Here is a 17515-nt window from a genome sequence, read left to right as displayed (position 1 = left end):
TTATTCAAGCTGCCGGAGACATTTGGACCTTAATCCGGATAAAAGACGTTTCTCAGGCTTTTGTCCCAAGAAAGCGTTTTTATTGCCATTTTGTCTCAGGCGGAAGAGGGGGAAAGGAAGAGGCCGCAGGGGCTCAGAAGGTCATGCCGCCGATCACCGCCGCCAGTCGATCGAAGATTTCACCGAACAGGTGCTCACAGAACGGCGCCAACATCGGCATCATCATGCCCAGCGTCATGATGCCGAAGGTCATGGTGACCGGGAAACCGATCACGAAGACCGACAGCTGTGGCGTCATGCGGTTGAGTAGGCCGAGCGCCATGTTGAGCGTCAACAGCAGGCAGATCAGCGGCAATGCCAGCATCATGCCGTTGATGAAGATCAGTGAGCCGACCTGAGTCAACACCAGGAAGCCGTTGCCGTTCAGCGGCTGCGTTTGGATCGGCAGGGTATGGAAGCTGTCCGTCAGCAGCGAAATCAGCCATAGATGGCCGTCAAAGCTGAGGAACAGCAACATCGCCAGCAGGTTGAGCAGGCGCGCCAGCACCGGCATGTTCGGGCCGCCGCTGGGATCGAAGAAAGTGGCGAACGACAGTCCCATCTGCATGCCGATCACTTCCCCCGCCAGGCGCACCGCCGCGAAGGCGAACTGCATGGTCAATCCGAGCGCCACGCCGATCAGAATCTGCTGAATCGCCAGCCACAGGCCGGCGGCGGAGAAGATGGGAATATTGCTGGCGGGCAGCGTCGGCGCAATCAGGATGACGATCAGCCCGCCAAGGCCGATTTTGACCTTTTTGCTGATTTGCTTTTCGCTGAATATCGGCGCGGTGCTTATCAGCGCCAGAATGCGCAGCAGCGGCCAAAAGTAGTGGCTGAGCCAGACGGTGAGCTGGGCGCTGTCGAAGGTGAGCACGGTCAGCCGATCAGGGTAGGCAGGTTGCTGAACAGGGTGCGCATGTAGTCCAGCAACAGATTCAACATCCAGGGACCGGCGATGATGATGGTGGCCACCACCGCCAGAATTTTAGGGATGAACGACAGCGTCATTTCGTTGATCTGGGTGGCGGCCTGCAGCAGGCTGACGACCAGGCCGCTGATCAGCGCCGCCAGCAGCAGCGGGGCGGCCAGCGCCAGCGCGACTTTCATCGCCTCGGTGCCGAGCGCCATAACCGATTCAGGTGTCATCTCGCTTTCTCCGGTCAGGGGTTACGAATAGAAGCTCTGCGCCAGCGAGCCGAGCAGCAGCTGCCAGCCATCGACCAGCACGAACAGCATCAGCTTGAACGGCAGCGAGATGGTGGCGGGCGGCACCATCATCATCCCCAGCGCCATCAGCACGCTGGCGACCACCAGATCGATAATCAGGAACGGAATGAACACCGTAAAGCCGATCTGGAAGGCGGTTTTCAGTTCGCTGGTGACGTAGGCGGGCAGCAGGATGCGCATCGGCACCGCTTCCGGGCCGGCCAGCGGCGGCTGATTGGCCAGTCTGGCGTACAGCGCGAGATCGGTTTCGCGCGTTTGCCGCAGCATGAATTCGCGCAGCGGCTGCGCGCCTTTATCCAGCGCGACTTCCAGCCCGATTTTGTCCTGGCTGAACGGCAGATAGGCATCCTGATAAACCTTGTCGAACACCGGCGACATGATGAAGAAGGTCAGGAACAGCGCCAGCCCCAGCATCACCTGGTTCGGCGGCGCCGACGGCGTGCCCAGCGCGTTGCGCAGCAGGCCGAGCACGATGATGATGCGGGTGAAGCTGGTCATCATCAGCAGCATGGCCGGCAGGAAGGTCAGCGAGGTCAACAGCACCAGCGTCTGCACCGGCAGCGACCAGCTCTGGCCGCCGTTGGCCAGCGGCTGGCTGATCAGCCCCGGCAGTTGCGCGAAAGCCGCCGGGCTGATGAACAGCAGGGCGGCAGGGAGCCAAACCGCCGGGCGGCGGACGAGGGTATGAAGAGTCGAGGTCATGCCGATTTTTCCGGGCGTTTCAGAACTTTTTGCATCAGTTGGCGGAAGTCCGCCGGTGTCGCCGCGTCGGCCTCGCCTGCGTCTTTCGGCGGAGCGGGCAGGGTGTGCAGCGGGGTGATCTGCTGGGCGGTGACGCCCAATACCAACAAGGTGTCATCGACTTCCACCACCACCACGCGCTCGCGCTGCCCGACCTGGCAACTGGCGCGCAGGTTAAGCAGTTTGTTGTTGCGCGCCTGCGGGGCGAAACCCAGCCGACGGAACAGCCAACCGGCCAGCAGGATCAGCAGCAGAATGCCGCCGAGTGCGCTGCTGACCTGCATCAACACCGAACCGGCCGGCAGGGCCGGCGCGGCGGGCGGTTGGGTGCTTTGGACGGTAACGGGCGCCGCGGCGGTCATCAGCGGCTCAGTCGACGCATGCGTTCGGATGGGGTGATGATGTCGGTGATGCGCACGCCGAACTTGTCGGCCACCACCACCACTTCACCTTGCGCGATCAGGTAACCGTTGATCAGGATATCCAGCGGTTCGCCGGCCAGGCCGTCCAGCGCCACCACCGAGCCTTGCGACAGGCGCAGCAGCTCTTTAATGGTCATCTTGGTGCGCCCCAGTTCCACGGTCAGCTTGACCGGAATATCCAGGATCAGGTCGATATCCTGCAGGCTGCCGAGCGCATCCTGAGCTTCCAGCGACTTGAACACCCCTTCGGTGCTCGCGCCGGATTTCTCTGAAGACTGCTGCTCGTTAAACGCATCAGCCCACAGATCGTCTACGGATTCCTTTCCTTCGCCAGACGGTTGCTTAGGATCACTCATTGGGCTGTTCCTCACTCAGAGCATTCAAAATAGGGTTAATCAAATGTTCAACACGCAGGGCGTATTGCCCGTTTAACGTGCCGTATTGGCTGGTCAGAACCGGTACGCCGTCCACATGGGCGATCAGGCGTTCCGGCTTGTCTATCGGTAATACATCGCCCGGTTGCAGCTTCAGGACTTTCGACAGCCGCATCGGGATATCGACGAAGTTGGCGATCAGCTCCAGTTCGGAGTGCTGCACCTGCTTCACCAGCGTTTCGCGCCAGTGGCTGTCTTCCTGCCGCGAATTTTCCAGCGGCGGGTTGGTCAACAGTTCGCGCAGCGGTTCGATCATCGCGAATGGAATGCAGATGTTGAACTCGCCGGTCAGCGCGCCGATCTCCACCTGGAACGGCGTGGTGACCACGATGTCGTTCGGCGAGGTGGTGATGTTGGTGAACTTCACCTGCATTTCGGCGCGCACGTACTCCACGTCGATCTTGTAGATGGCGCTCCAGGCGTCGCCGTAGGCGTCCAGCGCCAGGCGCAGCATGCGCTTGATCACCCGCTGTTCGGTCGGGGTGAACTCGCGGCCTTCGACCTTGGTCGGGAAGCGGCCGTCGCCGCCGAACAGGTTATCGACGGCGATGAACACCAGGCTCGGCGCGAACACGAACAGGGCAGTGCCGCGCAGCGGATTCAGATGCACCAGGTTCAGGTTGGTCGGCACCGGCAGGTTGCGGGCGAACTCGTGATACGGCTGGATTTTGATCGGGCCGACGGTAATGTCCGGGCTGCGGCGCAGCAGGTTGAACAACCCCATGCGGAACTGCCGGGCAAAACGTTCGTTGATGATTTCCAGCGCGTGCAGTCGCTCGCGCACCACGCGGCGCTGGGTGTTCGGATCGTAAGGCTTGACCTCGCTCTCTTTGCCGACCACCGCTTCGGGTTCATCACCCGCGCTGTCGCCGTTGAGCAAGGCGTCGATCTCTGCCTGTGAAAGAATGCTATCGCCCATAGTGATTACCGCAGTATGAAGGCGGTGAACAGCACGTCGCTGACCACCTGCTTCGGTTGTCCCTTAACCAGCGGCGGGCTGAGCACGTCCTTTATCTGCGCCACCAGCTGTTGCTTCCCTTGTTCATTGGCCAACTGACTCGCTTCCTGACGGGAAAGCAGCATCAGCAAGCGGCTGCGCACCTCCGGCAGAAAATCGTTCAGCTGACGGCGGGTACTTTCGTCCGGCAGGCGCAGCGTGAGGCCAATATACAGCACGCGATCCGGGTTGTTGTCCGGCGTCACCAGGTTGACGGTAAAGGTGTCGAGCGGCATGAACACCGGCGCGGCCGGCGGTTGCTGTTTGACGGCGGCCGGTTCGGCGCCGTTTTTATGCTGTTGCAGCAGCCACCAGCTGTAGCCCGCGGCGCCACAGGCGACGACGCTGATCAATACCAGCAGGATGACCAGAAGGGGGCGTTTCGGTGCTGCCGGAAGGGAGTTCTGAGACATAGCCAAATCTAATTCCTGTTGTTCCACCCGCGGCCTGCGTGGCGGCGGGCATAGCGCGCGGCAAAGCCGCACGCATGACATGTAAAGGTATTATCGCGTCTATCGCGGCGTGCAATAGCCTGAATAGACGCGCAAATGGGTGCCAGCTTGGGCGTTTGCGGCGGCTCAGGCGAAAATATCGACGCCGTTGACCGCGCTGGCCATGCGCTGCAACGCCACCGGCGCGCTGACGCCGTCGGCGGCCGCAGCCTCGCCGCCAGCGTGTTCAGCATAGCTGGAACGCCCCTGGCCATTGGAAGCCTGCTGCTGCGCCTGTTGCCATTGCGGGGTGGACTCGCCGCCCACGCTGCTCTGTCCCAGGTTGATGCCGCTCTCGGCCAGCGCGTGACGCAGCTGCGGCATCGCCGCTTCCACCGCCGCGCGCACCTGACCGTGGGCGGAGGCAATGTGTAATTGCGCCTGCTGATCGTCCAGTTTCAACGTGATCTGCAAGGCGCCCAGCTCCTGCGGGTGCAGGCGCAGCTCGGCGCTTTGCTGGCCGTTGCGGTGGAACATCAGCACCTGTTGGTTCAACGCCTGCTGCCATTCCGGGCTGCCCAGCTGCGCGTTTAACTGCGGCGCGGGCGGCGCCGTCACCAGCGCGCCGGCCGGGGCGGCCGTTTGCGTGGGGCTGGCGGCGGCCAGGGCGACGGCGTGATTGAGCGTCGTCGGCTGCTGCGTATCGCTCGCCGGCAGCGGTTGAGCGGCACTGGCGCGCTCGCCGCTGGTCGGCTGCGGGAGCGCCGCCGTGGCGCTATCGCCGTCCGGGGCAGGGTTTTTAGCGTTTGTCACCGTCGTGGCGGCTGACGCCGACGAGCGCGCGGCGGTGTTATCACCGGCCGCCGCGATGTTCAGCAGGCCGTTGCCGGGCTGCAGCGCAGTCGCATCGTCAGCGTTTTCCACCGGCAGCGGCCGCTGGCCGTCGGCCGGTTGAGTCTGGGCGACGATCGCGGCCGGCAGCATGGCGTACAGCGCCTGCAGCGTCGCGGCATCCAGCTCTTTGGCCGCGGCGATCGGCGGCTGCGCCGGTTTATCGCCGGCGACGGGCGCATCGGCCTCGGGGCGTTCAGATGAAAGCGCATCGGCTGAGATTGCCGGGTTCTGCAGCAGGCCGCCGCGCTCGCCGAAGGCGGCCAGCAGTTGATTGAGCTGGTTGCGGCTCAGGGCCGGGGCGCGTTCATCGTCCGCGCTCAGCGCGACCGGCGGCTGTTTGCCATCGGCGGCGGGCGCGAAACGCGCGCCGAGCAGCTGGGCGAATGCCGTCGACAGTTGACTCTCATCCAGCGCCGACGTCAGTTCGGCCAGGCCGCCGGCATCGCCGGGTAAGGCCAGGCCGGGCAGGGCGTTCAGATTCATGGGTTGATATTCCTTTGTGCACTGCGTTGAGCGAACTCATCCATCAGTTTTTGATCCCGTTTATTCTCCTGCTGCTGCTCCGCATTTAAGGCGCGGGTATGCAGGGTCTCGAAAGCGTTCAACCGCTGTTGTTTGTCTTGCCATTGCTTCACCGCATGATCCACTTTCTGCCCCCACTGCAGCAGCTGCTGGCGGTGCTGGTCGATGGCCTGTTCCAGCGTGCCGATAAACTGCTGGTAGTTTTGCCAGCGTGAGCTGTCCATGCCGTCGCAGAGCGTATGATTCAGCTTCTGGCGGTATTCGTCCTGATAGTTGAGCAGCATTGACAGCTGTTGCTCCGCCGCCTGCTGCGCCTGCCGAACCTGGCCCAGCTGTTGCGCGGCTTGTTCCACCGCGTCCTGCGCCAGATCGCGCAGGGTAATCAGGGGTGACTGTGATTTCATCGCTCTGCGCCTCTGTGACGTTAAACAATCAACTGCTGCAGCTGTTGACAGGCTTCATCATAGCCGCTGCGTTCAAAGATGCCCTGTTGCAGGTACGCCTCCATCTGCGGGTACAGCGTCATCGCTTTGTCCAGCAACGGATCGCTGCCGGCCGCGTAGGCGCCGACGCTGATCAGATCGCGGTTGCGCTGATAGCTGGCCAGCATCTGTTTGAAGGTGCGAACCCGGCGATAATGCTCCTCGTCGATCAGCGACGTCATGGCGCGGCTGATTGACGCTTCGATGTCGATAGCCGGGTAGTGGCCGGCCTCCGCCAGGCGTCGGGACAGCACCACGTGGCCATCGAGGATGGCGCGCGCCGAGTCGGCGATCGGGTCTTGCTGATCGTCCCCCTCGGTCAACACGGTGTAGAAGGCGGTGATGGAACCGCCGCCGCTGATGCCGTTGCCTGCGCGTTCCACCAGCGCAGGCAGCTTGGCGAAGACCGAAGGCGGATAACCTTTGGTCGCCGGCGGTTCGCCGATAGCCAGGGCTATCTCACGCTGCGCCATGGCGTAGCGGGTGAGGGAATCCATGATCAGCAACACGTGCTGCCCGCGATCGCGGAAATCCTCGGCGATGCGGGTGGCGTAGGCCGCCCCCTGCATGCGCAGCAGCGGCGACACGTCCGCCGGCGCGGCGATCACCACCGAGCGCGCCCGGCCTTCGGCGCCGAGAATGTTCTCGATAAAGTCTTTGACCTCGCGGCCACGCTCGCCGATCAGGCCAACGACGATCACATCCGCCTGGGTATAACGGGCCATCATGCCGAGCAGCACGCTCTTGCCGACGCCGGAACCGGCGAACAGGCCCATGCGCTGGCCGCGACCGACGGTCAGCAGACCGTTGATGGTGCGCACTCCCACGTCCAGCACCTGCTCGATCGGCGTGCGCTGCAACGGGTTGAACGGCGCGGTGATCAGCGGCGCGCGGTAACCGGTTTCCGGCGACGGCAGACCGTCGAGCGGTTTGGCGCTGCCGTCCAGCACGCGCCCCAGCAGCGCCGGGCCGAGCGGCAACTGCTTGCCGGCGCTTTGGCCTTCCGGCGCGATGCGGGCGTAAACCCGCGCGCCCGGCACGATGCCTTCCACTTCTTCCAGCGGCATCAGGAACAGCCGCTGGCCGTTGAAGCCGACCACTTCGCTTTCCACTTCCTGCACTTCACCGGCGTCGTGCCGTTCGATGAGGCAGGTCGCCCCGAGCGGCAGCTGCAGCCCGGTGGCCTCCAGCACCAGCCCGGTGGCGCGGGTCAGGCGGCCGTAGCGGCGCACCGTCGGCGCGCGGGCGATACGTTTTTCCAACGTATCCAGAGAGCTCAGCCAGCGGCCGAGACGCGCGGTCATCAGACTTCTCCCGGTGCCGCCAGGCGACACAGTTCATGCCAGCGCGTCGCCAGGCTGGCGTCGAGATCGCCTTCTTCGGCGCTGACCTTGCAGCCGCCCGGGTGCAGTTCGCCGTCCGCCAGCAGGCGCCAGCCGTGCAGGCTGAGGGTAACCCCCAGTTGCTGCTCGACGCGGGGGTAGTCGTCCGGGTGGACCCGCAGCTGCGGTTTGCCGTTGAACATCGGCTCCTGCTGGATCAGCTGTTGGATTTGCGCGAGCAGGGCGGTGCCGTCGCACACCGGCGGCTGGCCCAGCACCTGTTTGGCGGCGGTCAACGCCAGCTGCATCAACCGGGAAGCGATCACGCTGTCGAGCGCGTCCAACGTGTGCTGGAATTCGGTGACCAACTGCTGCCAGTGGGCGGTCAGCGGCTGTTGCTGCTGCTGCGCTTCCAGCAGCCCTTGCTGACGGCCTTCTTCCAGACCGGACTGAAAGCCGGCCTCATAGCCTTTTTGCTGGCCGTCGGCATAGCCCAATTGCTGGCCCTGTTGCTCGGCCTGCAGCCGCAGCGTCGCCAACTGCTGTTGCAATTCGGCCTGCGCGTCCGGCGACGGATCGCTGTGTTCGAGATCCGGCAGCGGCGGCAGTTCGAACGCCGGTTTCTGTTCGCCCAAATCGTTGAGCGACCAGGGCTGCCAGGGCAGGGTGTTAATGCGATCAGACATAGGTGTCCTCGCCGCCGCCGATGATCATTTCGCCGGTTTCCGCCAGGCGTCTCACCACCAACAGGATGGCTTTCTGCTCGTTCTCCACCTGCGACATGCGCACCGGGCCACGGTTGGCCAGATCGTCGCGCAGGATGTCGGCGGCGCGTTGCGACATGTTCTTGAGGAACTTCTCGCGCAGCGGCTGTTCGGCGCCTTTCAGCGCGATCAGCAGCGACTCGCCTTCCACTTCTTGCAGCAGGCGCTGGATGCTGCGATCGTCGACTTCCACCAGGTTTTCGAACAGGAACATCTCGTCGATGATCTTCTGCGCCAGCTCGCCGTCGTATTCGCGCATCGCGTCGATGACCGCTTCTTCCTGCTGGGTTTTCATCAGGTTGATGATCTCGGCGGCGGTGCGCACCCCGCCCATTTTGCTGCGTTTGAGGTTCTGACCGTCGAGCAGGTTGTTCAGCACCTCGGTCAGCTCCGCCAACGCCGCCGGCTGCACGCCGCCGAAGGTGGCGATACGCAGCATCACGTCGTTGCGCAGGCGTTCGTCGAACAGGGCCAGAATATCCGCCGCCTGGCCGCGTTTGAGGTGCACCAGAATGGTGGCGATGATCTGCGGGTGTTCGTCGCGGATCAGGTCGGCGGCGCTCTGCGGCTCCATAAAGTTGAGCGTTTCCATGCCGGTGGTGGTCTCGCGCGATTCGAGAATGTCTTCCAACAGGCTGGCGGCGCGCTCTTCGCCCAGCGCCTTGACCAGCACCGAACGCAGATAGTCGCTGGCGTTGACGCTCAGCGCCGCGTATTGCTCGGCGTCGTCTTCAAACTCGGTCAGTATTTCGCCGAGCTGTTTGTGCGACACCTGGCTCATGCCGGCCATGGTGCCGCTCAGCAGCTGTACTTCGCGCGAGGAGAGGTGCTTGAACACCTCCGCCGCGCGATCTTCACCCAGCGTCATCAGCAAGATGGCGCTTTTGTCGGTTCCGGTCAGGCTCATATCTCGTTACTCATCCATTGGCGGATTACCAGAGCGACCACGCGCGGGTCTTTGTCAGCCAGATCGCGGATCCGCTGGCTCTGGACTTCTGCGCTGACGCGCTGCTGCGATTTACGACGCTGCGCCAGCTCCTCGTTGCTCGGTTTGCTGCTATCGACCGCTTTGGCGGCAGGCGCGTTGGCGGCGGCGATGGCGGCCTGTTGCGCCGCCTGGCGCTGTTGCAGCTGCGGCCGCACCAGTTTGCGCCACAGCAGCCAGGCAACCAGCAGCACCAGCAGATAGCGGCCCGCGTCGATCAGGCGATCGATAAACGACTGGCTTTGCCAGAACGGCAGTTCGCCACCGGTCACCTGAGCGTCGGTAAACGGCGTGTTGACCACGTTCAGGGTATCGCCACGGCTACTGGAGTAGCCCATCGCTTCACGCACCAGCGCTTCGATCTGCGCCAGCTGTTCTTTGCTCATCGGCTGCGGTTTGCCGTCTTTATCCGCGCCGAGGTAGTTGACCACCACGGCGACCGACAGACGCTGCACGGTGCCGGCTTTTTGCTGGGTATGGCGGATAGTGCGATCGAGCTCGTAGTTGGTGGTCGCGTCGCGACGGGTATTTTGCGGCACGCCGCTGGCCGCCGCGCTGCGGGTGGTCGCGGCGTTTTGCGCGGTGGCGTTGGCGTTATTGCCCGCCGCCGGCTTGGCGGTTTCAATCGGCGCCGTAGGCGGAGCGCTCGGTTGGTTGGACAGTGCGCCCGGCACACCGCCGACCTGCGGCCCGCCGATCTGCTCGCTCAGGCTGGTTTGCTGTGAGCGGATGGCGGCTTTATCCGGCTGTTGGTTAGGTTGGTACTGTTCATCGGTTTGTTCGCGCGTGGCGAAGTCGATCTGCGCCGTGACCTGCGCACGCACGTTGGCGCTGCCGACCACCGGGGCGAGGATCGCTTCGATGCGGCGCTGGAAGCCGTTTTCGACTTCGTTGGCGTATTTCAGCTGCGAAGCATTGAGATCGCGCCCGGTGCCGTCGGACTGGGTCAGCAGGCGGCCGGCCTGATCGACCACGGTCACGTTGCCCGGCGGCAGACCGGCGACGCTGCTCGACACCATATAAACGATGGCGTTGATCTGGCCGTCGTCCAGCGCACGGCCGGGTTGCAGGGTCAGCGTTACCGAGGCGGAAGGGGATTTTTGTTCGCGCACGAACAGCGAAGGTTTAGGCAGCGCCAGGTGAACGCGGGCGTTTTGCACCGGCCCCAGCGACTCGATAGTGCGCGACAGCTCGCCCTCGAGGGCGCGCTGATAGTTAATCTGCTCGCTGAACTGGCTGATGCCGAATTTTTCCTGATCCAACAGTTCGAAGCCGACGGCGCCGCCTTTCGGCAGCCCCTGCTGCGCGAGGCGCAAACGGGTTTCATGCACCTTTTCCGCCGGGATCAGCAGCGCTGCGCCATTCTCGGCGAAGCGATAAGGGATATTCATCTGCGTCAGCTGGGTGACGATGGCGCCACCGTCGCGGTCGTTCAGATTGCTGTACAGCACGCGGTAGTCGGGGCTTTTCACCCACAACAGCAGTGCGACGACGATCGCGATCGCGGCGGAAGCGGCGACCAGCAACGGAATTTTCGGGTTGGCGCGCAGACGGTTCCAGATGGCCTGCAGGCCGTTGTCGCGGCTTTCGCCGGCGGTTATCGAAGCACTCATTTTAGGTCTCGTCCTTCAATGGCGCTCACGATCCCGTACGGGCCGCTGAGCAGCTCCCTGCCAGGCTGATGAACGGTATGGTTAGCGTTGTGTGACAAAACAGACTCCCTGATACACATATCTTCTAAATAGCGGCGCTCCCATTTCTGGGCAGGCCATTATTCGCCTTATCAGACAATTCCGATTGCCCGATAAGCCGGGTTTTTTGCAGTTAATTAACCGCTTTAGGTCCGAAAACGCTGTGCTAGGGTGTGCATCATTGGAGAAGTACAGGGTGAAAACGTCACCCGGCGAGACGAGAGGATTGAGGACCAGATGGCGATTCAGGGCATTGAAGGGGTACTGCAGCAGATGCAGACCATGGCGGTTCAGGCCGGCAAGATGGGGCAAAATGCGGCGCCGCAGGGCGTCAGCTTCGCCAGCGAACTGACCGCGGCGCTCGGCAAGATCAGCGACACCCAGCAGACGGCGCGCAAACAGGCGCAGGACTTTGAGCTGGGCGTGCCGGGCATCAGCCTGAATGATGTGATGGTCGATCTGCAGAAATCGTCGGTGTCTTTGCAACTGGGCGTCCAGGTGCGCAACAAGCTGGTGGCGGCCTACCAGGACATCATGAATATGCCGGTGTGATTGATTAAGTTCGTTGATTTAAAAGAAGAATGTCACTCGTTAATGGCAGCGTGGGGCACTGATGGGGCAAACTCCGTTAATTTCTGGTTCAATAGGTTGATTTGGTCATGGTTGTTTTCAGCCATCCATGAACCATAAACCTGGTAAACCATCTGTGCGGATGCATGCCCCATTTGCTGGGCAATGAAGTTTGGGTTTGCGCCAGCAGATAGCGACCAACAAGCGTAAGAGTGCCGTGATTGGTAGGCCTTTCTATGCCTGATACCAGCTCGACGTAATGCAGAGTCCCAGCTTTTTCCGATTGTTCCTTCTGAATAATGATGCCCGCTCCTGCCATTTGTTGCTGTCATGCTTGGGTTAAAAACAAACGTGCATTTGTGGCTGACCGTTTTACCGTATTCGCGAAGGGAAACGGTGATGTCATGTGCTCTTCCAAGCCGAGTTAGTTCAGCCTGATCGCGTAGAGCGTCGATTGCTGGCTGAACAAGTTGAACAACGCGATCTGTTCCTGCTGCCGTCTTAGGAAGCTTGAACTGACCATTCTTTATGAGGTTTCTGCGAACGGTGATACTTCCTACATGAAGATCTATATCCTCCCAGCTGAGCGCGCATAGTTCGCCATGGCGAAGCCCAGTGTATACAGCTACTGACCAAAGGTTGCGAGTCTGGCGAATCTTTATCGCATCCATTATGCGCAGAAATTCTTCGCGTGAAAGCGGGTCAGGTAGCGGCTTCGACTTTGTTAACGGTGAAATGTTAGCGGTTGGATCAGAAGAAACATATCCATTGGCAAGTGCAAAGCGGAACATTGATACAAGGCAACCGATATAGCCATTAACTGTCGACACCGACCGGCCTCTCTTGGCACTCTTATGCCCATGCCCAATAGCTTGAAATCCGGTAAGCATCTCTTTCCTGGCGACCAAGATATCTTCTTGCCTGACTGATGATGCCAGCCTGTTGACACCGATGAATGGCAGAGTATTGGCTATCTTCGACTCATACTTACCCTTTGTGCTTGTAGCTAATTCCATCTCCTTAATAGATAGCCACTTTTCAGCAAGCTGATTTAAGGTTATTTCATTCCTTTCTATCCCAAACTTCGCCAGGTTACGCGAGTTAGGGAACCTATCTGCATAGTCAAATCGCCCCGTCTTTATGTCGTAACAAATCGCCGCTCTTAGATCACCCGCTATCCTCCTATTTTTTGCCGTGTCAGGAACCCCAAGCGCCTCCCTAACTCGCTCGCCTTTATACATGAACCAAATGCGCAAGAACCCTCCGTGGTTCTCTACGCCAGTTGGATATGCAGCCATAGAATTCTCCTTTCTGTTGTCGGATGGCTATTTAAGCAGATTTACGTCTCTTGGTCGCCGGAGGCTGCCTCTCTATCCAGCGATCTACTTCTTCTCTGTTATAGAAGCATGGGCTGTTGTCGCGTGGCTGGCTGTCTGGTGCGACGTGCCGATACTCCTTGCCCTCCATCCATGAGGTTTCTCTTGCTGTTTTTATAGTGTTATGTTTCAGTCCGGTAACAGCCATAAGAACTGATTCAGACACCCATTTGTTTGGCATCAGATTGATTACTTCGCTCATGGTTATTCCTGAAATATTATTGAATGGTGATATTGGCAGGGGTGTTATATTCGTGAGATGACTGCTCGGCGACGAGCTTTACACCAGGCTTAACGATCTGCTCGAGAATCGCCATCTTGCCTGCATACTCTTCATCATCAGCCGCGCCGAGATAGATGGTGATCATGCGGCCATCAAAGATGAGTAGGGCGCTTTGTTTTGTTCTCATGCGACACCTCGTTGCCTGTCTGCTTTTATCCGGCGTTCGTAGTCTTCTGCACAGCTATCGCCTAGGCAGAAATTACCTTTGCTGATGGTTTCACCGCACCAATAACAGCGACCAGTAAATACCATTGACGGTTTAGGGCGGTTGGATAATGCGGCGAGGATAATCAGCTCTTCTTGCTCTTGTGCGTTGTCGATGATGTCAGCCATGTTTAACTCCTAATCCTAAAATGCTCTCGACATCATCAGCGCCACAGCCGGATGCCATGATTGCTTGCCCTTCATGCAGGAATACTCGAACAGGAGCGGGCATAACGCCGGTGCGCTCCCATAGTGCTTGATGAAGTTTCTGCTGCAATGCATCCGTGCTAACGCGCCCGTCAGTGAAATAGGCGCGGGGAATCCTGACGCTGATAGTATCCATGGATGTGTCTCTTACTGAAGGTTCAGATAATAAAAAACCCCGCATATGCGAGGTTTATAATATTTTCTTTAGATTGGTTCAGGCCTGAACCTATGGATAAACTCGTTTACCTCTCCTGGATTAACTGTTCTATTTACAGCATAAACAAAGGTGTCTTCACCTATTTTTTGCTCACACACATAGAACCTATTAACTCCACTAGGAAATTCTGGTTTAACAGCACCGTATTTAACAAATTTAGTATCAGAATTTACAAATACCTTCTCAACTGGGTACTGATGCTCAATGACACACCCATCAAATCCATATCCCAAAAGTAGTATTTGAGCCATTTTACTATCTCCTTGTAGTGTTCACTTCTTGCCGTTAGCCTCTGCCATCTGCTGATAGCGCGGGTCATTCGGCCCTGGGAATTTGTGGCTCTGGCCACGATAATGCTGCAATCGTTCACGGAAGTATTCGCGCAGATGCTCAGGCTGCTCTTCTTCAACTTGCGCAGGCACAATCGGCATATTCATTCGCTCTTTGTACGCTACGCCTGAAGCAGCCAAATCCACGTTAACCTTTTCGCGCTCTTCCGGTGATTTATCCGCTATGTTGTATGACATCGCCCAATCCTATATCAGCTCAAAGTCATCATCGAACGTTGCAAAGTTTAGCTCTGCAGCGCGCATCTCGAGGATAAATTTGATGCCGTCATGTAGTGAAGTTGGCCGATCATACTCCAGAACGAAGCGGTCGTGATAGGTGCGTCCCAGCCAGTACCCGCCGCCGTACTCCTTTAGGCGCTGGAAGAACACCCAGCCGCCTTCTTTGGGATGCTCCAGCGTCTCGCCGCGGTAAACGACCTGATAGCCGCTGTCATTTTTCGTAGTCATAACTCACACCATAAAAATACTGTTCATACATACAGTATAATTATGGTTGCCTGTGAGTCAATTCCCACCCTCCGGCGCTGCTGCCAGCGCAGCTTCATAGATGCACAGAGCAATCCCGCCACAGCAACGAGCTTCCATAGCGATTGCCTCTGCTATTTCGTCGGTGATTTCGATGGGCATCAGCTTGAAGCCCTCCGGCACTGCCGGCGCTGGCGGGGCGGTATAGAGCTTCGTGCCAGGCGCAAAAGATTGAATGAGTCGGCGATATGCCAGTGCGTCGCCACCATCATCGCCAACTACAATCACCGGCTGCGCCTCCCGGTTAGCCGCCAGTTCGTCAAATGCGTCGGCGTTCTGCAGCATGTCCTGAGCGATGCTCACGGATTCCCACTTCGCCTCTACTGCCTTTTCGCGCCAGAACTTAGCGCGCGCTCTCAACTGCTCAGTCGTTAGTGTCATGCATCCCCCGTGCAATTCGGTTACGTGTCGCATCGATGTTAAGTTTCAAAATCCTGATTAAAACCCTGTCTCGCCGGTACTGTTTGCGCTTTGGGTTATGCTTGAAACGCTCAGCGCGCGGCAGAGAGGAAGCATTCCAGTAACGCTTTTGCAGATTGTCCCACTCCAAAATGTCGCGGCTGGTAAGTTCGCTTGCTGTAGTCATGGCTGGCTCCAGTGGTCTTCAATGGCAGCGCCAAGACGCTGCATCCAATCGGCAAGTTTCAGGGCCGCTTCACGCTCAGAACCGCATGCAGGGAAGTCATCAAAACGCATGTCGGCGGTGTATCGCCGGAACATGCCTCCGCCCTTGATAACCAGATTCTGCTCTACTACCGTCTGAGCATTTAGTGAATGCTGTTCAGTGTGGTAGATGCTGGTCGTGGTTCGCTCTTTCCTGTCCCGCGTGAAGCTGACCAGTTCGGAATGTGTTGGCATGGCTACTCATCCCCCTCGACTTTGAACCCAGCAGCGCGGATTTGCTTTTTGGCATGCTCAACGCCCTTCACCCATGCTTTCAGCTGCTCATCAGTGCACCAATGGGCCATGATGGCTACTGACTCGAAGTCACAATTTTGTAGCTGCACCGGCGTAGCCAGCTTGGCTTCCAGCTCGGCGATGCGCTTATCCTTCGCTTCCAGCTTGGCTTCGTAATCCTCTACCATCCCCGCAACGCCAGCATTGTTCTGCTTTTCTAATTTCAGCTCTGCCAGCAGGGCGGAGACGTACTCTTGCGAGTAGAGGGCGGATACTGAGTAACCGTCAGGGATTCCAACGCTCCCATTTTCCCAGCTATCCAACTCTGCCTGAACCTCTTCGCGCACAAACCCCTGCGAATCGCCACCAATTTCCTCAACGACGCCATTGCATGTGATGGAGTACATCACCGGCTTGCTCAGTTCGCTCAGCTTCTCAGTGCTCATAATGCTTTCTCCTGGGCTTCGGCCCGCTGATTCCATCGTTCAATGGCGGCCTGTTCGCTATCCATGAATGCGGTTGCTGCCTCACATCCGCCGCATTTTGCTCGGTAGTGCCCTGATATCTCTTTCACGGTTACTGCTCTGGCACCGCAAAACGGACATGGTTTGACGTTGTCATGCCTCACGTTCCACCTCCCTAGCGCTGCCAATAGGCCATGTAGCGAACTCGCCCGGCGGCAACTCTTCAGTCACATCCCGCTCAGCCCACGCCAGAAACTTCTCACGGCTTACTGACGGGTAATGTCGGCCGAACGAAACTGATGGGCTGTCGTATTGCACGGTGGTGGCGCCGATATGCAGGATCGTTCTGTCGTTAACCAAACCCATCGCGTTGCGTGGGCGCTTTCCACGATAGGTTCTACCGCTCTGAAGCTTCAGTTCATTCGCTGGCATCACTGGGCGCTCTTTCATTTGGCCTCCCGCAGCTCGTTGGCGAATTCCCTTGCATACTCAGCAATGCGAGAATATTTCTCTCCCCCTTGCATGTGATCAGCAAACTTCTCCACTCCCTGCGCCTGGATAGCTGCAAGTGCTGCGTCAGTGACTGGGGCCTCGACCGCATCGATCAACTTCTTGGCATGGTCATATGCCATGCACCCGAAATCGATCTCTGCATCCATAAAGCCGGCAAACTTGCCGTTGATGGTTTTCATTCCTGGGTTCCATCCATTGGATATCACGAAGTCGATATAGGCTTTCCCGGTTATGGCGCTCTTCAGCGCCGCATTCTCCACGCCAGCGCATTAACTCGATCTGCCAGCGCATCGCGCTCAGCCTTGACGGATGCAATCTCACTCAGTTTTCTAACCAGATATGCGGCATTACTTTCGTTAACAAGCAAGTCGCGAGGAACGCACTGTCCGCGCAAGAATCCTTCCATTTCGTATGTATTCATAGGTCATCCTTAGCCCGCACCACAGCATCAACTGACAGGCATTCGTAAGAAGAGGGGAGGTTTTGCGCGGCGATGTCAGCAGTACAGTTCTGGTAATCCGGGTAGATATATCCAGCAGATTGATAGCTGCAGATATCCGCGCCACTTGTGCAGATGAGAAGAAATAGTCCGAACATGATGCATCCTATTCAGTTTCGCTAAAGCGCCATTTCTGCCGGCGCTCAAGCACCATTCCGAGTTGCTTGGCCTTTTTGTCAGCCTTAAGAAAATCAGGAATTCTCTGTCCATCTGGAAACTCCCAGCAGCTTCCGACGATGCGAACTACCGATATGGGTTTGGTGTTTTTATCCATCTTCGTTTTCTCACTGGCAGACCGACGCTCAGGCAATAAAAAAGCCGCGTTTTTCGCGGCTGTCTTGGACATCATCTTATTGGCGCGTTCGTGAGTTTCTCCACGCTTTAGGCTGTCAAAAGCCGCAAGGCATCCCGCGACTATTTCCGCGTATTGTTCTTTCATGATTGGTTACCTGCGGC

The 17515-nt window shown here is 58.8% G+C and carries 31 protein-coding genes; 1 reads left to right on the top strand and 30 read right to left on the bottom strand.

The features are described from left to right. Positions 1-133: 133 nt before the first annotated feature. The 13 genes from fliR to fliF form a co-directional block, all read right to left on the bottom strand. Entirely contained in the window at positions 134-916 is a 783-nt protein-coding gene (gene fliR / locus ACORQT_RS14950; RefSeq protein WP_164057358.1) for a flagellar biosynthetic protein FliR, read from the bottom strand. A 2-nt stretch (positions 917-918) separates the two neighbouring features. Then, positions 919-1188: a flagellar biosynthesis protein FliQ gene (gene fliQ, locus ACORQT_RS14945; protein WP_004934803.1), complete on the bottom strand. Its 270-nt coding sequence runs from the start codon at positions 1186-1188 to the stop codon at positions 919-921. Between the two features lie 21 nt (positions 1189-1209). Then, entirely contained in the window at positions 1210-1971 is a 762-nt protein-coding gene (gene fliP, locus ACORQT_RS14940; RefSeq protein ID WP_033632755.1) for a flagellar type III secretion system pore protein FliP, read from the bottom strand. Beyond that, on the bottom strand, positions 1968-2372 hold the full coding sequence (gene fliO, locus ACORQT_RS14935; RefSeq protein WP_033650868.1) for a flagellar biosynthetic protein FliO: 405 nt from the start codon (positions 2370-2372) through the stop codon (positions 1968-1970). The genes fliP and fliO overlap by 4 nt, the downstream gene beginning before the upstream one ends. Beyond that, positions 2372-2788 (bottom strand): flagellar motor switch protein FliN, encoded by a 417-nt coding sequence (gene fliN, locus ACORQT_RS14930; protein ID WP_004934799.1) that lies wholly within the window; start codon positions 2786-2788, stop codon positions 2372-2374. Before fliN ends, fliO begins: the two co-directional genes overlap by 1 nt. Then, entirely contained in the window at positions 2781-3785 is a 1005-nt protein-coding gene (gene fliM / locus ACORQT_RS14925; RefSeq protein WP_004934798.1) for a flagellar motor switch protein FliM, read from the bottom strand. The genes fliN and fliM overlap by 8 nt, the downstream gene beginning before the upstream one ends. Before the next feature lie 5 nt (positions 3786-3790). Next, the gene (fliL, locus tag ACORQT_RS14920) at positions 3791-4276 is read right to left on the bottom strand and encodes a flagellar basal body-associated protein FliL (protein ID WP_033643515.1); all 486 of its coding nucleotides are present in this window, start codon (positions 4274-4276) and stop codon (positions 3791-3793) included. Between the two features lie 165 nt (positions 4277-4441). Next, a complete protein-coding gene (locus ACORQT_RS14915; RefSeq protein ID WP_089191933.1) occupies positions 4442-5671 on the bottom strand; it encodes a flagellar hook-length control protein FliK in 1230 nt (409 codons plus the stop codon). Continuing rightward, positions 5668-6114 (bottom strand): flagellar export protein FliJ, encoded by a 447-nt coding sequence (fliJ, locus tag ACORQT_RS14910; RefSeq protein WP_033643513.1) that lies wholly within the window; start codon positions 6112-6114, stop codon positions 5668-5670. The genes ACORQT_RS14915 and fliJ overlap by 4 nt, the downstream gene beginning before the upstream one ends. A gap of 20 nt (positions 6115-6134) precedes the next feature. Further along, positions 6135-7496: a flagellar protein export ATPase FliI gene (gene fliI, locus ACORQT_RS14905; RefSeq protein WP_004934781.1), complete on the bottom strand. Its 1362-nt coding sequence runs from the start codon at positions 7494-7496 to the stop codon at positions 6135-6137. Beyond that, a complete protein-coding gene (gene fliH, locus ACORQT_RS14900; RefSeq protein ID WP_033643511.1) occupies positions 7496-8200 on the bottom strand; it encodes a flagellar assembly protein FliH in 705 nt (234 codons plus the stop codon). Before fliH ends, fliI begins: the two co-directional genes overlap by 1 nt. Further along, positions 8193-9185, bottom strand: coding sequence for a flagellar motor switch protein FliG (fliG, locus tag ACORQT_RS14895; RefSeq protein WP_004934775.1), 993 nt, complete (start codon positions 9183-9185; stop codon positions 8193-8195). The genes fliH and fliG overlap by 8 nt, the downstream gene beginning before the upstream one ends. Further along, positions 9182-10876 carry a flagellar basal-body MS-ring/collar protein FliF gene (gene fliF, locus ACORQT_RS14890; protein ID WP_033650870.1) on the bottom strand — a complete coding sequence of 565 codons (1695 nt, stop codon included), beginning with the start codon at positions 10874-10876 and terminating at the stop codon, positions 9182-9184. Before fliF ends, fliG begins: the two co-directional genes overlap by 4 nt. A 315-nt stretch (positions 10877-11191) precedes the next feature. Between fliF and fliE the strand changes: the two genes are divergently transcribed. Continuing rightward, positions 11192-11506 carry a flagellar hook-basal body complex protein FliE gene (gene fliE, locus ACORQT_RS14885; RefSeq protein WP_033643509.1) on the top strand — a complete coding sequence of 105 codons (315 nt, stop codon included), beginning with the start codon at positions 11192-11194 and terminating at the stop codon, positions 11504-11506. A gap of 32 nt (positions 11507-11538) precedes the next feature. On the opposite strand, the gene ACORQT_RS14880 is transcribed toward fliE, so the two are convergent. The 17 genes from ACORQT_RS14880 to ACORQT_RS14800 form a co-directional block, all read right to left on the bottom strand. Further along, on the bottom strand, positions 11539-12822 hold the full coding sequence (locus ACORQT_RS14880; protein WP_444859231.1) for a tyrosine-type recombinase/integrase: 1284 nt from the start codon (positions 12820-12822) through the stop codon (positions 11539-11541). A gap of 31 nt (positions 12823-12853) precedes the next feature. Then, on the bottom strand, positions 12854-13102 hold the full coding sequence (locus ACORQT_RS14875; protein WP_071883560.1) for an excisionase family protein: 249 nt from the start codon (positions 13100-13102) through the stop codon (positions 12854-12856). A 16-nt stretch (positions 13103-13118) separates the two neighbouring features. Continuing rightward, on the bottom strand, positions 13119-13310 hold the full coding sequence (locus ACORQT_RS14870) for a hypothetical protein (protein WP_193160293.1): 192 nt from the start codon (positions 13308-13310) through the stop codon (positions 13119-13121). Next, positions 13307-13516 (bottom strand): hypothetical protein, encoded by a 210-nt coding sequence (locus tag ACORQT_RS14865; protein ID WP_060429112.1) that lies wholly within the window; start codon positions 13514-13516, stop codon positions 13307-13309. Before ACORQT_RS14865 ends, ACORQT_RS14870 begins: the two co-directional genes overlap by 4 nt. Continuing rightward, positions 13509-13730, bottom strand: a complete 222-nt coding sequence (locus ACORQT_RS14860) for a hypothetical protein (protein ID WP_004940166.1) — start codon at positions 13728-13730, stop codon at positions 13509-13511. The genes ACORQT_RS14865 and ACORQT_RS14860 overlap by 8 nt, the downstream gene beginning before the upstream one ends. A gap of 68 nt (positions 13731-13798) precedes the next feature. Beyond that, the gene (locus ACORQT_RS14855; RefSeq protein WP_444859230.1) at positions 13799-14062 is read right to left on the bottom strand and encodes a hypothetical protein; all 264 of its coding nucleotides are present in this window, start codon (positions 14060-14062) and stop codon (positions 13799-13801) included. Positions 14063-14083: 21 nt separating this feature from the next. After that, positions 14084-14338, bottom strand: a complete 255-nt coding sequence (locus tag ACORQT_RS14850; protein ID WP_004940165.1) for a DNA polymerase III subunit theta — start codon at positions 14336-14338, stop codon at positions 14084-14086. 9 nt (positions 14339-14347) lie between these two features. Next, on the bottom strand, positions 14348-14608 hold the full coding sequence (locus ACORQT_RS14845) for a hypothetical protein (RefSeq protein ID WP_060429108.1): 261 nt from the start codon (positions 14606-14608) through the stop codon (positions 14348-14350). 57 nt (positions 14609-14665) lie between these two features. Next, a complete protein-coding gene (locus ACORQT_RS14840; protein WP_444859229.1) occupies positions 14666-15067 on the bottom strand; it encodes a hypothetical protein in 402 nt (133 codons plus the stop codon). Next, entirely contained in the window at positions 15051-15272 is a 222-nt protein-coding gene (locus tag ACORQT_RS14835; protein WP_444859228.1) for a DUF7301 family protein, read from the bottom strand. Before ACORQT_RS14835 ends, ACORQT_RS14840 begins: the two co-directional genes overlap by 17 nt. After that, on the bottom strand, positions 15269-15544 hold the full coding sequence (locus tag ACORQT_RS14830; protein WP_104874754.1) for a hypothetical protein: 276 nt from the start codon (positions 15542-15544) through the stop codon (positions 15269-15271). Before ACORQT_RS14830 ends, ACORQT_RS14835 begins: the two co-directional genes overlap by 4 nt. Positions 15545-15546: 2 nt before the next feature. Continuing rightward, positions 15547-16029, bottom strand: coding sequence for a hypothetical protein (locus tag ACORQT_RS14825; RefSeq protein WP_444859227.1), 483 nt, complete (start codon positions 16027-16029; stop codon positions 15547-15549). Continuing rightward, a complete protein-coding gene (locus tag ACORQT_RS14820; RefSeq protein ID WP_444859226.1) occupies positions 16026-16157 on the bottom strand; it encodes a hypothetical protein in 132 nt (43 codons plus the stop codon). The genes ACORQT_RS14825 and ACORQT_RS14820 overlap by 4 nt, the downstream gene beginning before the upstream one ends. Before the next feature lie 43 nt (positions 16158-16200). After that, the gene (locus tag ACORQT_RS14815; protein ID WP_444859225.1) at positions 16201-16497 is read right to left on the bottom strand and encodes a hypothetical protein; all 297 of its coding nucleotides are present in this window, start codon (positions 16495-16497) and stop codon (positions 16201-16203) included. Beyond that, positions 16494-16739 carry a hypothetical protein gene (locus ACORQT_RS14810; protein WP_444859224.1) on the bottom strand — a complete coding sequence of 82 codons (246 nt, stop codon included), beginning with the start codon at positions 16737-16739 and terminating at the stop codon, positions 16494-16496. The genes ACORQT_RS14815 and ACORQT_RS14810 overlap by 4 nt, the downstream gene beginning before the upstream one ends. A 62-nt stretch (positions 16740-16801) precedes the next feature. Further along, positions 16802-16981 (bottom strand): hypothetical protein, encoded by a 180-nt coding sequence (locus ACORQT_RS14805; protein ID WP_444859223.1) that lies wholly within the window; start codon positions 16979-16981, stop codon positions 16802-16804. 184 nt (positions 16982-17165) lie between these two features. After that, complete coding sequence (locus tag ACORQT_RS14800; RefSeq protein ID WP_444859222.1) at positions 17166-17498, bottom strand: hypothetical protein; 333 nt, start codon at positions 17496-17498, stop codon at positions 17166-17168. Positions 17499-17515 lie beyond the last annotated feature (17 nt).

The organism is Serratia sp. (in: enterobacteria) (genome assembly GCF_052400455.1).
Taxonomy (GTDB): domain Bacteria; phylum Pseudomonadota; class Gammaproteobacteria; order Enterobacterales; family Enterobacteriaceae; genus Serratia; species Serratia ureilytica.
This window is presented reverse-complemented; position numbering and strand designations above follow the sequence as displayed.

Bases quoted from the DNA above. Each gene is read 5' to 3' on its own strand.
- fliQ (WP_004934803.1), bottom strand. From the start codon at position 1,188: ATGACACCTGAATCGGTTATGGCGCTCGGCACCGAGGCGATGAAAGTC.
- fliP (WP_033632755.1), bottom strand. From the start codon at position 1,971: ATGACCTCGACTCTTCATACCCTCGTCCGCCGCCCGGCGGTTTGGCTC.
- fliO (WP_033650868.1), bottom strand. From the start codon at position 2,372: ATGACCGCCGCGGCGCCCGTTACCGTCCAAAGCACCCAACCGCCCGCC.
- fliN (WP_004934799.1), bottom strand. From the start codon at position 2,788: ATGAGTGATCCTAAGCAACCGTCTGGCGAAGGAAAGGAATCCGTAGAC.
- fliM (WP_004934798.1), bottom strand. From the start codon at position 3,785: ATGGGCGATAGCATTCTTTCACAGGCAGAGATCGACGCCTTGCTCAAC.
- fliL (WP_033643515.1), bottom strand. From the start codon at position 4,276: ATGTCTCAGAACTCCCTTCCGGCAGCACCGAAACGCCCCCTTCTGGTC.
- ACORQT_RS14915 (WP_089191933.1), bottom strand. From the start codon at position 5,671: ATGAATCTGAACGCCCTGCCCGGCCTGGCCTTACCCGGCGATGCCGGC.
- fliJ (WP_033643513.1), bottom strand. From the start codon at position 6,114: ATGAAATCACAGTCACCCCTGATTACCCTGCGCGATCTGGCGCAGGAC.
- fliI (WP_004934781.1), bottom strand. From the start codon at position 7,496: ATGACCGCGCGTCTCGGCCGCTGGCTGAGCTCTCTGGATACGTTGGAA.
- fliH (WP_033643511.1), bottom strand. From the start codon at position 8,200: ATGTCTGATCGCATTAACACCCTGCCCTGGCAGCCCTGGTCGCTCAAC.
- fliG (WP_004934775.1), bottom strand. From the start codon at position 9,185: ATGAGCCTGACCGGAACCGACAAAAGCGCCATCTTGCTGATGACGCTG.
- fliF (WP_033650870.1), bottom strand. From the start codon at position 10,876: ATGAGTGCTTCGATAACCGCCGGCGAAAGCCGCGACAACGGCCTGCAG.
- fliE (WP_033643509.1), top strand. From the start codon at position 11,192: ATGGCGATTCAGGGCATTGAAGGGGTACTGCAGCAGATGCAGACCATG.
- ACORQT_RS14880 (WP_444859231.1), bottom strand. From the start codon at position 12,822: ATGGCTGCATATCCAACTGGCGTAGAGAACCACGGAGGGTTCTTGCGC.
- ACORQT_RS14875 (WP_071883560.1), bottom strand. From the start codon at position 13,102: ATGAGCGAAGTAATCAATCTGATGCCAAACAAATGGGTGTCTGAATCA.
- ACORQT_RS14870 (WP_193160293.1), bottom strand. From the start codon at position 13,310: ATGAGAACAAAACAAAGCGCCCTACTCATCTTTGATGGCCGCATGATC.
- ACORQT_RS14865 (WP_060429112.1), bottom strand. From the start codon at position 13,516: ATGGCTGACATCATCGACAACGCACAAGAGCAAGAAGAGCTGATTATC.
- ACORQT_RS14860 (WP_004940166.1), bottom strand. From the start codon at position 13,730: ATGGATACTATCAGCGTCAGGATTCCCCGCGCCTATTTCACTGACGGG.
- ACORQT_RS14855 (WP_444859230.1), bottom strand. From the start codon at position 14,062: ATGGCTCAAATACTACTTTTGGGATATGGATTTGATGGGTGTGTCATT.
- ACORQT_RS14850 (WP_004940165.1), bottom strand. From the start codon at position 14,338: ATGTCATACAACATAGCGGATAAATCACCGGAAGAGCGCGAAAAGGTT.
- ACORQT_RS14845 (WP_060429108.1), bottom strand. From the start codon at position 14,608: ATGACTACGAAAAATGACAGCGGCTATCAGGTCGTTTACCGCGGCGAG.
- ACORQT_RS14840 (WP_444859229.1), bottom strand. From the start codon at position 15,067: ATGACACTAACGACTGAGCAGTTGAGAGCGCGCGCTAAGTTCTGGCGC.
- ACORQT_RS14835 (WP_444859228.1), bottom strand. From the start codon at position 15,272: ATGACTACAGCAAGCGAACTTACCAGCCGCGACATTTTGGAGTGGGAC.
- ACORQT_RS14830 (WP_104874754.1), bottom strand. From the start codon at position 15,544: ATGCCAACACATTCCGAACTGGTCAGCTTCACGCGGGACAGGAAAGAG.
- ACORQT_RS14825 (WP_444859227.1), bottom strand. From the start codon at position 16,029: ATGAGCACTGAGAAGCTGAGCGAACTGAGCAAGCCGGTGATGTACTCC.
- ACORQT_RS14815 (WP_444859225.1), bottom strand. From the start codon at position 16,497: ATGAAAGAGCGCCCAGTGATGCCAGCGAATGAACTGAAGCTTCAGAGC.
- ACORQT_RS14810 (WP_444859224.1), bottom strand. From the start codon at position 16,739: ATGAAAACCATCAACGGCAAGTTTGCCGGCTTTATGGATGCAGAGATC.
- ACORQT_RS14805 (WP_444859223.1), bottom strand. From the start codon at position 16,981: ATGAATACATACGAAATGGAAGGATTCTTGCGCGGACAGTGCGTTCCT.
- ACORQT_RS14800 (WP_444859222.1), bottom strand. From the start codon at position 17,498: ATGAAAGAACAATACGCGGAAATAGTCGCGGGATGCCTTGCGGCTTTT.